Origin of the sequence: Treponema denticola, assembly GCF_024181605.1 — a bacterium.
In the GTDB taxonomy this organism is placed as follows: Bacteria; Spirochaetota; Spirochaetia; order Treponematales; family Treponemataceae; genus Treponema_B; species Treponema_B denticola_B.
In genome coordinates this window covers 702323-716287 of record NZ_CP054477.1, presented here as the reverse complement: position 1 = coordinate 716287, position 13965 = coordinate 702323, and the positions used below count along the sequence as shown (strand labels likewise).

Sequence of the window (13965 nt, the reverse complement as noted above, 5' to 3'; positions counted from 1 at the left end):
TTTTTACCCCCATAAAAACTTTTTGGAGCAAACATCAGAGCCTTTCGGCTCTGTTCTGCAAGGAAATTTTTCATCGTATCCGCTAAAGCGGATAGCGAATCAATTTCCGAAAAAAGTTTTTTTAAGTAGTTTTGCTTTATGCAAAACTACTTAAAATAATGCGATGTTTTGTGCTTTGCACAAAACTCGAAGATAAACAGTGAGGCACCATTTGTGCCGAACTGTTTATCATACCCCCTATTCCTATATAATATCGGAAAAACTTTTTCTAAGGTTAATGCCTATACAGGTACTGAAAATATTCCATATCCGTTGAAAGGACTTTTTCAGTCTCGGGTAAGGAATTTTTATAAATTTCCATGCTTTTCCAAAAGCTGTAAAATTCGGGGGACTTGCCGTAGCTTTCGGCATAGATTGCAACAGCCTTTGCATCGGCAGCTCCCTTTATCCTTTCCGACTCGGCATAGGCTTGCGACAGGATAGTCCTTTTTTCGTTTTCCAGTTCTCCTAAGATTTTAAGCTTTTCACCGTCGCCTGTAGACCTAAAGGTTCCTGCGATCTGATTCCTTTCTTTTATCATGCGGCTGAATACGGAATGCTCAAGCTCATCCGAATACTTAATTCCCTTAAAAATTATGTCAACCACCTCCAAGCCGAATTCACCCAACTGGCTATTGGCCTTCGCCAGAATTTCATCAGCCAGAGTTTCCCTGCCCTTTTTTATCACAGGAAAGTTTACTTTTTCCGTTTTTAAGGAACCGAGGTCAACTTCGGCATTTTCAAGGTTAAACTCTTCCGTAGTTTTACTTTCATTTATAATATTTGAGCTTCGTACAACATCGGCAAGACTGTTTACCGAAATAATATCTCTAACCGATGAATCTACAATATCCGAAAGGCGGGAATAAGCGCTATCATAGGTTGTTAGGGATTCGTAAAACTTTTTTACGTCTACGATACGCCATCGGCTGGTGGTATCTACTCTAAGATACTGCTTTTCCAGGGTAAGAATCTTTTGAGGATCACCGTCCAACCGCAAGAGTTTTGCCGTGTATTTGTTTACCGTATGAATCAAGGGCATTTTAAAATGGAGCCCGGCCTCTTTTTCCGTTTTTACTACAGCTCCGAATTTTGTTATAATGGCAACATTGCCTTCATTTAAAATATAAAACGGCTTTAGGAAAAAGAACAAAATAATGAGTATAACCACAAAGGAAATCCACCCGAAACCTTTTTTGTCTTTTTTTGCTTTTTCAGGTTTTATCTTATTTTTGGAAGAAGGGCTTTCAAATCTTACATCTTCAGTGTTTCCATTTTCGGTATTTTCATAGTTTTCCATAAAAATCAGTTGCCTCCCTTATTTAATTCTTTTAAAGGTAAAAAGTTTTTTAAGTTTTTGTCTATGAGGGTAATATTTTCATTATTTTTAAAAATAGCATCAAGAGTTTCAAGGTACAGCCTTCTCCTCGTAATATCGGGAGCCTTTACATATTCCGAATAAACGGCGTTAAAACGGGCAACATCTCCGTTTGCCTTGTTTATTCTTTCGGAAGCATAGCCTCTAGCTTCTTCAATCATTTTTTGAGCCTCACCCTTTGCTTTAGGAATCTCTTTATTGTAGGCTTCTTTTCCTTCGTTTATGAGCCTGTTCATATCCTGAATAGCTATGTTGACGTCCTCGAAAGCAGCTTGAACTTCCTCGGGCGGCACAATGTTTTGTAATTGCACCGATGAAACGGAAATCCCAATGCCGATCTGCTTATATTTTTCGTTCATTTTTTCTTGTGCTAAAACTGCAATGCTGTCACGATCCAAACTGATTATATCCATGATAGCCCTGTCGCCTACCAGGCTGTTGACAACGGATTTTGAAATATCTCTGACGGTTTTATTTCTTTGATCTTCTTCAACATTAAAAAGCCAAGCCTTAGGATCCACTATTTTATACTGAATAACCCATTCAACATTTATAATGTTTAAGTCTCCCGTAAGCATCGAAGATTCTCTTAAAATAGCATTTTGGTACTCGCTTCTTTCACTAGATCTTGCAGTACGGAAGCCGAATTCTTCCTTTTGAACGGTCTTAACCGGAACCTTATAAACCTGATCTACAAAGGGAATTACAAAGTTAAGTCCCGGTGAAAGGGTTTTTGTATATTTTCCAAATCGGGTAACAACTCCGTTATCCGTTGTAGGAATAACTTTTATTCCCGAAAAAGCTATAAGAGCAATTACGATAAGTATTATTACAGTGCGTAAAGCTCCTAACATCTTTGAAGGATCAACCTTTTTTTGCTTCATTTTTTCCTCCATGAAGAATTGATTTTTTTACCATTACTTCTAAAAATCTTACATTTTAGAAGAAACACTCAAGACCTCGGCCCTTTCTTTTTCAAGCTCGGCCAGTTTCAGTTCAAGTTTTGCCTGCTTTTCACGCTTGCAATAAGGGCACTCAAAATGCTCGCCCTCAAGATAGCCATGAACAGGACATATCGAAAATGTCGGCGAAATTGAAAAATAGGGAATACGGTAATTGTTTGCAACAGCCTTTACCAAATCCCTGCAAGATTCCCAATCCTTGATAGATTCACCCAAGAATATGTGAAAAACCGTGCCGCCCGTATACTTACGCTGTAAACTTTCTTGATGATCCAAGGCTTCAAAAACATCGGTAGTATAGGCAACGGGAAGCTGGCTTGAGTTGGTGTAATAGGGCTCGGCATCTCCCGAACTTATTATATCGGGGAACTGATTTTTATCGTGGCGAGCCAGTCTGTAAGAGGTACTTTCAGCCGGAGTTGCTTCAAGATTGAATAAGCTGCCGGTTTCTTCTTGGAAGTCGGCAAGACGGTTTCTCATATAGGTTAAGACCTTTTCGGCAAAGGCCTTTCCCCTAGGGCTTACAATATCCTCACCCAAAAAGTTTAGGCAGGACTCGTTCATACCGCAAATTCCTATAGTCGAAAAGTGATTGTTTAAATGATGTAAATACCTCTTTGTATAGGGGAAAAGGCCGCCCTCCAATAGCTTTTCGATTACCTTCCTCTTCATCTCAAGGCTTTGTTTTGCTATATCCATGAGGTAATCCAAGCGGTCAAAATAGTCCTTTTCGGTTTTTGATAGGTAGCCGATTTGAGGCATATTTATCGTAACCACCCCTATGGAACCCGTAAACTCATCGGAGCCGAAAAGGCCGCCTCCCCTTTTACGCAATTCTCTTTTATCGAGTTGAAGACGGCAACACATGGAACGCACATCCCCGGGATTTAGGTCGGAATTTATAAAGTTTTGAAAATAGGGAGTACCGTATCTGGCAGTCATCTCAAAAAGCAGTTTTGCATTCGGACTTGTCCAATCAAAATCCGAGGTTATATTGTAAGTGGGAATGGGATATTGAAAGCCTCGTCCTGCGGCATCTCCTTCAAGCATAAGTTCAATAAAGAGCTTATTTATCATATCCATTTCTTTTTGACAGTCGCCGTAGTTAAAATCCTGTGCTTCGCCCCCGACAACAGCCTTTTGGTTTGCAAGGTCGGGCGGGCATACCCAGTCCAAGGTTATATTCGTAAAGGGAGCCTGAGAACCCCAGCGGCTGGGAGTGTTTACACCGTAAACGAAGCTTTGAAGACATTGTTTTACGCTTGCCTCACTCATATTATCCTTTTTTACAAAGGGAGCCAAATATGTGTCAAAGGAGCTGAAGGCTTGAGCTCCGGCCCACTCGTTCTGCATAATACCTAAAAAGTTGACTATCTGCTGAATAAGCGTTGATAAATGCTTAGGCGGCTTTGATGTAATTTTATCGGGAACCCCGCCCAAACCTTCGTGAATAAGCTGCCTAAGTGACCAGCCTGCACAATAACCTGAAAACATTGAAAGGTCATGAATATGAAAGGCTGCCGTTATATGGGCTTCGGCAATAGCCGGTGTATAAATATTTTTAAGCCAATAGTTTGCCGTAATAGTACCGGAGTTATGAAGAATAAGACCGCCTAAAGAAAAGTTTACGTTGGCATTTTCTTTTACACGCCAGTCGGATTGACTTAAATAGCCGTCCATGGTGCTGTTTATATTCAGCATGAGGCTTTCCGCATCCCGTACGGCCTCCCTCTTGGCCCTGTAAAGGATATAGGCTTTTGCAAGACTGGCTTCCTTTTGTTCAATTAAAACAAGCTCTACAACATCTTGAATTTCTTCTATTGCCGGAATAGAATGAGCATAGCGGGATGACATAATATTTTTAAGTTTTTCTTCTACCTTGTCCGTTAGAAACGCAGCCTTTTCATCATTTGGGCTGCCTTCAACTGCGGTTATAGCCTTATTGATAGCTTTTTCTATTTTTTTACGATTATAAGCTTCAATTTCTCCTGAACGCTTTACTACAGAGCGCAATATTTCAGGCTTTGCCTTCTCCATAGTCCCTAAAAAGGACTTCCATTCAGGAAAAACCGTTTGATTTGTAGTTTTTTCCTCCATAACTTTTCATACCTCCCAATTTATTTACATCATTTATTTTCTGACTTTTTTTACCTCGTTTACAAATTCATCCAAATTGCTGAACTGTTTATAAACGGATGCAAAGCGGATATACGCCACCTTGTCTATTGAATACAAATGAGATAGAACCATCTCGCCCAGAGCAGTAGTTTCTATTTCTTTGTTAAGTCCTGAACTTAAAATAGCCTGATCTTCAATTTCAGTAACAATATTTTCTATACTGTTTAAGGAAACAGGCCGCTTTTCAAGGGCCCGCTCGATACCTTTTTCAAGCTTTTTTCGGTCAAAGGGCTCCCTGCGGCCGTCCTTTTTGATAACCATAAAGGGTTTTTCTTCAATATGCTCATAACTTGTAAAGCGGTAACCGCAGGCAATACACTCCCGTCTCCTTCGGATACAATCCCCTTGAGCCAGAGTTCTTGATTCCATAACCTTATCATCGCAGCTTCCGCAATGCGGACATCTCATATTTTACTTGCAGGACACCTTAAAAGCCGGCATCCTTCCCTCCCGAAAATAGCGTATCTGAATATACGGTACAGAATATCACACTATATATAGCGTGTCAAGCCGATATTAAATTATTTTTCACTTTATAAATTATTTTTCGCCTAAAAGCTGCTTTATCTCGAAAATTTCAGCAGACATCGCTGAGCGCTGCATGGACTGATATTTTTTCGGAACCATCTCCTTGCTTGTGCACTCGATTGCGGCAACCAAATTTTGCAGCTCTATCTCATAAGGATAAGAAGGCGGAATAAAATCGGCTATAGTTTCTTCCAAGTCTTTTTGTATAACCATTGCCCTGCCTTCTACAGTCGCGTTCATCTTAGCACGCACAAGTATGGCTTCTATATCCGCACCGGACACATCAAATTTAATCTTTTTTATTATCGAATTTAAATTTACATCATGGAGTTTAATGCGGAGCTTCCTTTGAAGGGTTTCAAAAAGGTCGAGCCTTTCGGCATCGGTTTCGGGATAAAAAAGAGCCAAATGTTCTTCAGCCCTGCCCTGCCTTTTTAAGTCGACGGGAATCAGGTCGGGGCGGCAGGTAATCAAAAACCAGATTATCTTTCCCCTGTAAGCCGTATTTCCCATAAAATTTGCTATTTGAGCAAAAACTCTGCTTGAAGTACCGGATACATCGTTCGCGGTGCGGTTTCCGAGCACAACATCGGCCTCATCTATCATAACCGCCACAGGCGACATAGCCCTCAAAATATTCAGCACTTTTTCAAGATTCGATTCGGTAGCCCCCTGCCATTGAGAGCGGAAATTTCGTAAACGCACCATGGGAATGCCTATTTCGCCGGCAAAGGCCGACACTATAAAGGTTTTTCCCGTTCCTATTGGGCCGGAAATAAGATAGCCCATAGGAAGAACATCGGTTCGGGCAGCCTTTAAAGCCTTTGCCGCAATTTTAAAGCGTTTTTTTACAAAGTCATGGCCGGAAACAAGGGATAGATCATAATCCGTATCTATAAATTCCAAGAGGCCGCCGGCCTCATTTTCGATAATTTCCCTTTTTTTGGTTGCCAAATAATCCAAACTTATAGGCTTGTCGTCCTGATAAGACTCTCCTACAAGCTGATATAGATTTAATAGGTTTAAGCCGGAGGTTAAAGCGCCCATTCTTTCAGGGCTCAAGCCCCTCTCGGCTAAAAGGATTTCCTCGGTACGTCTTAAATGTTCTAAAAAATTAACCCTTACGGCAGCATCAGGCAGGGGAATACGTACCTTTATTGTAGAAGGAGAAGCTGTAAGACGGGGATTTAGGTCTGTCAGGTTTTCGGTAAGCATTATTATCGAAATATCTTCCCTAGTAAAGGAAGGCTCATGGGACCATCTGTTTAAGGTAACAAGGCAGTACCTATCGGTTTCATCCAAATTTCCTATCTCATCGGCAGGAATTATGGTTTCGGCATAATCTACGATGAGAACAATCCTCAAATTCTTGCCGAAATTTAGAACAAAATACCTTTCAAGGTAAGAAAAAGCCTCTTCAGGGTCGCGTGATAAAAAATTTTCGGGAGGCACATCGGGATAAGTCATATGCATTGTTTCAAGATAAGCTCTTTCCATATCGGATGTACAAAAAGAAATACCTCCCGACTTATCATAATACACTATTATGTCCTGATTTCCGAACAAAACTTCGGAAATATAATCCCTTATTTTTACAAACAAGAAGTTATGTCCGTATTCGGTTATTTGATGGGGTAAAAAATCCCTTATATTTCCATGTACAAAGTAAAGATTTGCCGTTTTTGAGCAATATTTTCTGGAAAGCTCCTGTGCCCATTCCGGCAAAATATCTATATAGGCACTATTTTCTTTAATCAGCTGTTTTCCTGCTGCCATAATCCCTCCTGCCTTATATTCACCATACAACAAAAAAAATAAAATTTCAAGAAGAAAATAATTTCATTTTTTTTATATTTTTATTGTTGTTTTCTATTTTTTGTGATATACTTATACGTAAGTAAAGTTGTGATAATCAAGGGGGGCGGTATGAAAAGAATATCAACAATTCTTATATATTTAGGTATTGGAGCAATTCTTTTTGCTCAATCGGCAGAAAAGATGGATGAAATTTTAGCATCAAAAACCTTAACAAATGGGCAGGCATGCTATCTTGTAGGTACATCCATTGGAGAAGTCGACGATAATGACTCCTATGAAACGGCCTTTAATAAATTTAAAGGTCTTAAAATGTTTAAGAACAAAAAACATGATGAGCCTATTAGATTTGATGAATTTTCTAATTTGGCTTTGCAGTATTCTTCTATAGAGCATGGCTTATGGTATGGAATTGCAAAAAATCCGCACTATGCTTTTAGACAGCTTAAAACAATGAAGCTGATTCCCCATAAAACGATTCCGTCTTCACATATTACGCCGTTTACCGCGATTAATCTATTGGCTAAAATAATGCCTAAAGAGGACAAGTAAGGAGGATAGATAATGAAAAAAGTAAAATTGTTTATATTTTTGTTTTTAATTATTGCATTAAACCTTTCAGCTTTTGAAGGAGGCGGAATGCTTAAAACGGGGCTCGGCATTGACCTTGGTAAAAACAAAACAAACTTATCTCATTTCGATAGTCTATCTCTTTGGGCTAAACAGAATCTCGATAAAGAAGGCAATTATAATTTTGCTATTCAGTCTTCATATTTGTTCAATTTAAAAAAGCCTATAAAACCTGATGGAAAGTTGGATTTAGATCATATTGTTAATTTGGATATGTTGAAATTCTCATTCCTATTTCCGATAGGTAATGACAGTTTGACCATTGATGCCGGCAGGTACAATATTTCCGATATAACCGCTGTAATTTTAAATCAAAATATTGATGGTGTATATATAGCATACAAAAAAACTAATTTTGCGACATATTTTAACTTAGGATATACAGGGCTTTTAAATGCCTATGTAAATCCTATTAATGCAGCAGGTATAACATCAATATTAAAGAAGCAAACAAAAATTTATAATCTTGCACCGTCTTTTGTTCATATGTCTGCTTTGTTTCATGTTCCTTTTCAATCATTGCGTCATGCGATCGATTTTGATTTGAACTCGTTTATCGCAACGGAAAATCCGAAGACAACAAATAATTACGCTTCAATATCGGTAAACGGCCCTATAGTCAACGGGCTTTTTTATCTTACATCAGTATCAACATCCGTTTTGACAAGGGTCAAAAGAAAACCGGGAATAGGCTTTTTTGTATCAGGAGAATTGGACTACTATTTTGAAAAATACAGTTCAAAACTAGGTTTAAAAGCCCAATTCTTCTCAGGCGGAAAAACCGGTTTTAAATCTTTTACGCTTTCAAATGTGTCGAAGGTTACATTTATGGAGCCTACGGATTTATGGAAGATAAGTTTAGATGGAAGCATAAAACCTGTAAACGATTTATTTTTAAGTACGGAAGCAGCTGTTATGGCTTATGCAGCAACTCAACCTAAGGGTAGAAGCAATTTTGCCGGGTTTGAGTGGGATGTGTCTGCCAATTATACAATACGTCAAGATATATCCATTAGTACCGATCTGGGTATGTTTGTGGGAAAAAACGGTAAGTTTGATGCAGCGTTCAAATTAAAGGGCATCATTTCGTTCTAAAATTTTTATAACTAGTAGATATGATAAACAGCTCGGCAGGAATTCTGCCTCTCTGTTTATCTTCGAGTTTTGTGCAAAGCACAAAACATCGTGTGGTTGTATGCGGTTTGTTTACAAACCGCTTAAACAAACTTTTTTCGGAAATTGACATTTCCTGCAAAAAGTTTTTATAGGAGAAAAAGATGAAAAAGGTATTTCTTATTATCAGTTTGGTTTGCTTTATGTTGACTCCGCTTTTAGCAATTAGCGGTGAAGTTGTTGCAGTCAAGGGAAAGGCTGAAATAAAGCAAGGCGGAAAATGGATTCCTGCAAAAGCAGGAAACAAAATAACATCGGGACTTATGATTTCGACAGGGTTTAAATCCGAACTGACTTTAAAAATTGACGGTTCCGTTATTACGGTTAAACCTATGACAAGGCTTACGATTGAAGAAATCGCCGAAAAGAATGAAACAGTATCTTCGGAAGTTTACTTAAATGTAGGTTCCGTAAAAGCCGATGTAAAACCGGCTTCAACAAAAAAAGTTGAGTTTAAAGTAAAAACACCTGTTGCAACAGCTTCCGTCCGAGGAACATCCGGAGAGATAAGCTCTGATGGTCTTTTAATAGGAACGAGCGGAATATGGGCATATGTCAACAATGATGGAATTGAAACAAGGGTACATATCGGCGACTCTGTTATTATAAACGATACGGGTATGGTAACTCCGGCTCAAAACATTAAAGCAAATGAAGTTTTACCGGCATCAATCACAACTCTTGCCGAAGCGGAAGCTAATTCCCATACGCTTATCAGCCAATCTCCGGGCATTGAAGAAGCAATAAATACGGCTGCTTCAGTTTCAACAATCTCCTTGAGTATAGGCTGGAAAAACTAAACTTATACCGCCCTTTGAAGCATTTTCAATAAAGGCTTCAAAGGGTGCTTTTTTTTCTAACGGAATTTGCCCCTTTACCCTTATCCTTTCGCCGTAATCGGCTTGTAGCATTTCAACCGAAAATTCATCAAGACTGCGTTTTAAATTTTCCCATTCGGAATAAGAGCATTCAAATTGAAAGGTTTCTTTTTTGATAAGCTCTTCGGTTACAGCTTCTTGAAGAACAAGTTTTGCAGAATCCGAGTAAGCTTTTACCAAACCGCCCGTTCCCAAAAGGGTTCCGCCGAACCAGCGTGTAATTGTAAGCATTATGTTTGTAATTCCTGAACCCTTGAGCACTGCAAGAGCCGGCCGGCCGGCAGTTCCAGAAGGCTCGCCGTCATCGGAACAGCCTAAGACTTCTCCGTTTTCTCCGACAACAAAGGCATGAACTACATGGCGGGCATCTTCGTATTTTCCCTTTTGGTTTTTTAAAAGTTCCCTAGCTTCGGCGGCCGACTTTATAGGAAAAATTTCCGCTAAAAATCTTGAGTTTTTTACGTTGAGCTCACTTAAAGCATACTGCATTAAAACTTTCATTTTAAAAGGCTCTCTCTTCTTTTTAATTTCCTGTCGGCATAGAACACACAAATTAGGCCGGCCGTAAAGGGAAGTATTGCAAAAGTCAAGCTATCAAAAAAAGAGGCTGTCGTCATCAGAGGAAAAAGGGCAAAAGTTCGAATAATAAAAAATATCAAATCATAAAAAGCATTTAAAAAGTAAGAAAAAATAAAGCCGGTAAACGGAAATAAAAGAGAAATAAAAATTGCCGCAAGGCCTAAAATTAAAAAGGCAGATATAAGAGGGCTTACAATGACAGAAGCAATTATACCTATAGGCGCTAGGACTCCTATTTTGCTTATTACAATGGGGGCGGTAAAGGTTTGAGCACCTATTGAAGCCGAAAAACTTCCCAGTACTTTAGGAGGTATTTTCCCGTTTAAGATATCGAATACGGCACTTCCAAAGATAAGAATTCCGGCCAAGGCACCGTAAGAAAGCATAAAGCCGAGACTTAGGGCATCATCAGGCTTTACGGCAATATGAAAAATAAGCATTGTACATAAAACCGAAATCATAGGAGGCTGAAGACCCAAGGACTTGCCTATAATAATTAAAATCATCATGCCGAGGGCACGATTAAGAGAGGGGGCAGCTCCTGCAAACCAAACAAAGAAGATAATGGAAACTAGAGAAAACTTTATCGCAAGGCTTTTTTTTCCGAATATAGAGCCCATCTGCAAGGCAGCCAGACTTACCAAAGAAACATGCATTCCTGAAAGGGCCAAAACATGAGCAAGCCCTGCATTTCTAAAAGCTTCCGAAACAGGAAGAATCAAAAAATCCCTGTTTGCAGAAAGGAGGGCTAAAAGCAAAGCACCTGCACTCCCCCACCCTGACAACAAACGCATAAGATAAAACCGTAAAAAAGCTCTTAATCTTAAAACGGCAGATCTCCAGCCTAAAAATTCGGGGACGGATTTATCTCCAAAAAAAACTAAGGGGCTCACACTATTTTTCTTTGTACCGAAACGTCCCGAAGCTTCAAATATTACGCCCTTGGAAAAATTGGCTAAAGCTTCTTTTCTTGAACCGGTCTTGTAGACCGAAATTCCGTAAGCATTATTTTGTAATACCATATCCGAAGGAAAAAATATTTTTATATTTCCCTTTGCAGAAAATTTAGCCCCATTATTATACGAAAAAGAAATAAGTTTAGCATTTGCAGCATAGTATTTGTCTCCGGCAGGATAGGCTTCTCCCGTAAGTTCGGCTTGAATGCTTTTAATCTTATTTAATTCGGCAAGGGAAAAAGGTTCCGCATAGATAAAAAATAGACGCAACACGGCAAGGCTTCCTATAAAAAGCCCTGCAAAGATAAAAGAATATTTCTTTTTTCTAAATATAAAACCGATTATAAAACTTAAAATAAAAATAGAACTTATCAAAAATTTATTAAAATAATTTCCTATTGCACAAAAAAAATAAAACGATAGAACAGCCGCACAGGCTGAAATTACAATCGGTTTTAATACAAAAAACTTATTACGTGTTAATTTGTTTTCATTTACCACTTTAACTCCTCTATGGCATTTCGAGAAGCTTGTTTAACCGTTTCAGAATAATTTAAGTATTCAACATACAATAGATAGTCAAATGCGGTTTTATCCCCAAGCTTTCTCAAAGCCGTAATCACACTGAGCACTAAAGGCTCACTGTATTGCTTTGTTTTTTCGGTTTCCGAATTTAACACACCTAAAAATATCGACAAATTTTGAGAACATTCGATTGTACTCAAATTTCCCATACAATCGATTATCTTAATAAGCAATTCATCGCCCCGCGGGCTCGTTTTACGCAAACCCTGAGCATAGTAAAAAAATTTGTTTACCTGAGAAGAAGCCTTGCTCCATTTCAATGCAGATAAAACAGGTAAAGTCTCTTCAATCAAATTTTCAGAACTCTCAAGATCCGCTCCCTTTAGATTTTTAAGACCGTAATCAATTACAAGCTCACTAATCCGGCCAAGCTCAGGACCTTCAATACGCTTATTTTCTTTTGCCAATAAATACAGTGTCCATATATATTGTATGTTTTTTTGCATTGTTTTAGCAAGAATTTCATCAAAATAATTAAAAGAAATATTATTTAATGCAGTTTTTACCGTATCCTTTAAACTATCGTTTACAGGATAAAATAATGTTTTAATCAAGACATCAAAAGAAGAAGGATCGGCAAAATTCCCGAGAGCTTCAGCGTAGACTCTTAGAAGATTAATATTAGAGGCCTTGCCTGAAAGTAAATCGGATAAACCTGAATCATAAAGAGAATTCAAATAATCCGTAAAGGCGGAATCTTTTTGAACCAATTTACTTAAACTTTTTAAGCAGGCAATTTGAAAATCTTCATTTTCAACAGTAGAAAACAAGTAGCGGATACTTGCGGAAGCCTTTAATTCGTTTAGCTCTCCAAGTTTTGTTACGGCAATTATACCTATGTTTAATAATCGGTCATCATTTTGTAATATTTCATAAGAAGATTTAACATACTCCACCGCATCATGATATACGGGAATTAGGCTTTTATCGTCTGACTGTGAAAGTGAGCGCAAAATAACGGCTTTTACATCTATCCCTGCAGAAATAAACTCTTTACGTAAATTTAAAAGCTCATCTTGGTCTACAGCAAAAACAGAAAAAACACAAAAGATAAAAACTAAAACAAAAACTATTCTTCTCATACGGCCCCCTTACCTTCTGTAAAATCATAGAGCATTTGACCGTCAGGTAAGCCGTCTTCCAAAGAATCGCCGTCTTTTATTTCTTGGCCGGTTCCTAAATGAGCATTATTTTCTTCCTTTAAAATATTGTTTATAAATTCGGTGTTATCATCGGTCGTTGCTATATTATATATGTAGGACAAAATAACATTTTTCATTTTTTGATCTAAAAATTCACATTGAAAATGTACTCGCGATTTATTTAAGGGTTGATCATAAATAAAACGGACAATCTTACCGCACATTACGATCTCGGTATTTTTTAGTTTAAATTGCAGCTTCATTCGGATTCCCTTTGCAGCCTTGCCTCTTACAAAAAACATAGCTCCGTCTTCCGATATGTCTTTTACGTTTGATTTTACTCCGCCCTGAGTTTCATAAACGGAGTTATAGGGATCTCCTGTTCGAAGAGGAAACATCAAGCCTTCAATATCACATGAAGCTCTAACCGATTTTCTTTTTTGTGTACGCACAATTTTTTTTGAATGCTTAACATAAACTTCTAGACGGTCCTCTATTTTTTTTGCCTTGACGGCTTCAGAACTAAAGACATACCCTGCATCATTTTGTTTCCAAAAATAAACTCTTACAGCCTTATTTTGCCAATTAACTTTTTCGGCTCTTTCTGCAGATGCATCAAAGAGAGCAAACACAAGCTCATTCTTTGTATTTGCCATAAGTTTGCCGTAAACGGTTGTTTCGCGCGGAACAAAGATAATACAAATTTGGCCGATATAAATCTCATGCGTCGATTCAATTCTTCGTTTTTTTTGAACCTCTTCCAATTCAATTTTTGTGCGGTAATCATAGAGTTTGTTAAGTAAAATTTGCATTTTTTGTGAAACATCGGCATCCAGCTTATTTTCAACCTGACGGGCAATAAAGCGTATACATTCATCTAAGGCCGGAACCGACCAAAAAAGACGTGTTTTATCTTCAAGACCTACATAATTTGCCGTCCGCCACAACAATAAAAGATTAGAAAATAAAAATCCCCTGTCTTTCCCCTCGGTAAAAAAACGGATTGAGTCCAAAAACCTTCTTCCAGGAAAAGTAAACGAAAAAGCAGCGAATAAAAGAAACACAATAATAAAAACTATAAGAATATACATATTTATCTCTTTGTGATATAATACCATAAAT

12 protein-coding genes are annotated in these 13965 nt (G+C 38.2%); 3 read left to right on the top strand and 9 right to left on the bottom strand.

All coding sequences use genetic code 11. The features are described from left to right. Positions 1–274 precede the first annotated feature (274 nt). The 5 genes from hflC to E4N80_RS03065 all read right to left on the bottom strand — a co-directional run bounded on the left by hflC (position 275) and on the right by E4N80_RS03065 (position 6861). Positions 275–1339 (bottom strand): protease modulator HflC, encoded by a 1065-nt coding sequence (hflC, locus tag E4N80_RS03085; protein ID WP_253700368.1) that lies wholly within the window; start codon positions 1337–1339, stop codon positions 275–277. Positions 1340–1344: 5 nt separating this feature from the next. After that, positions 1345–2301 (bottom strand): FtsH protease activity modulator HflK, encoded by a 957-nt coding sequence (hflK, locus tag E4N80_RS03080; protein ID WP_010697015.1) that lies wholly within the window; start codon positions 2299–2301, stop codon positions 1345–1347. A 48-nt stretch (positions 2302–2349) separates the two neighbouring features. Further along, positions 2350–4476 (bottom strand): ribonucleoside triphosphate reductase, encoded by a 2127-nt coding sequence (locus tag E4N80_RS03075; protein ID WP_253700366.1) that lies wholly within the window; start codon positions 4474–4476, stop codon positions 2350–2352. A gap of 33 nt (positions 4477–4509) precedes the next feature. After that, positions 4510–4965: a transcriptional regulator NrdR gene (gene nrdR, locus E4N80_RS03070; protein ID WP_253700364.1), complete on the bottom strand. Its 456-nt coding sequence runs from the start codon at positions 4963–4965 to the stop codon at positions 4510–4512. A 132-nt stretch (positions 4966–5097) separates the two neighbouring features. Further along, the gene (locus E4N80_RS03065) at positions 5098–6861 is read right to left on the bottom strand and encodes an ATP-binding protein (protein ID WP_253700363.1); all 1764 of its coding nucleotides are present in this window, start codon (positions 6859–6861) and stop codon (positions 5098–5100) included. A gap of 150 nt (positions 6862–7011) precedes the next feature. Here E4N80_RS03065 and E4N80_RS03060 point away from each other — a divergent pair, with 150 nt between their 5' ends. The 3 genes from E4N80_RS03060 to E4N80_RS03050 all read left to right on the top strand — a co-directional run bounded on the left by E4N80_RS03060 (position 7012) and on the right by E4N80_RS03050 (position 9503). After that, positions 7012–7452 (top strand): hypothetical protein, encoded by a 441-nt coding sequence (locus tag E4N80_RS03060; protein ID WP_253700361.1) that lies wholly within the window; start codon positions 7012–7014, stop codon positions 7450–7452. A gap of 12 nt (positions 7453–7464) precedes the next feature. Then, a complete protein-coding gene (locus E4N80_RS03055; protein ID WP_253700359.1) occupies positions 7465–8625 on the top strand; it encodes a hypothetical protein in 1161 nt (386 codons plus the stop codon). Positions 8626–8807: 182 nt separating this feature from the next. Continuing rightward, a complete protein-coding gene (locus tag E4N80_RS03050; protein ID WP_253700357.1) occupies positions 8808–9503 on the top strand; it encodes a FecR family protein in 696 nt (231 codons plus the stop codon). Here the strand turns inward: E4N80_RS03050 and E4N80_RS03045 are convergent. From E4N80_RS03045 to E4N80_RS03030, 4 genes are read right to left on the bottom strand one after another with little or no spacing between them, the layout of a single operon-like run. Then, complete coding sequence (locus tag E4N80_RS03045) at positions 9468–10082, bottom strand: YigZ family protein (protein WP_253700355.1); 615 nt, start codon at positions 10080–10082, stop codon at positions 9468–9470. The two genes, E4N80_RS03050 and E4N80_RS03045, sit on opposite strands and share 36 nt — an antisense overlap. Continuing rightward, a complete protein-coding gene (locus E4N80_RS03040) occupies positions 10079–11617 on the bottom strand; it encodes a ComEC/Rec2 family competence protein (RefSeq protein WP_253700353.1) in 1539 nt (512 codons plus the stop codon). Before E4N80_RS03040 ends, E4N80_RS03045 begins: the two co-directional genes overlap by 4 nt. Continuing rightward, positions 11611–12783 carry a hypothetical protein gene (locus E4N80_RS03035; protein ID WP_253700351.1) on the bottom strand — a complete coding sequence of 391 codons (1173 nt, stop codon included), beginning with the start codon at positions 12781–12783 and terminating at the stop codon, positions 11611–11613. The genes E4N80_RS03040 and E4N80_RS03035 overlap by 7 nt, the downstream gene beginning before the upstream one ends. Next, positions 12780–13934, bottom strand: coding sequence for a PilZ domain-containing protein (locus E4N80_RS03030; protein WP_253700349.1), 1155 nt, complete (start codon positions 13932–13934; stop codon positions 12780–12782). The genes E4N80_RS03035 and E4N80_RS03030 overlap by 4 nt, the downstream gene beginning before the upstream one ends. Positions 13935–13965: the final 31 nt, after the last annotated feature.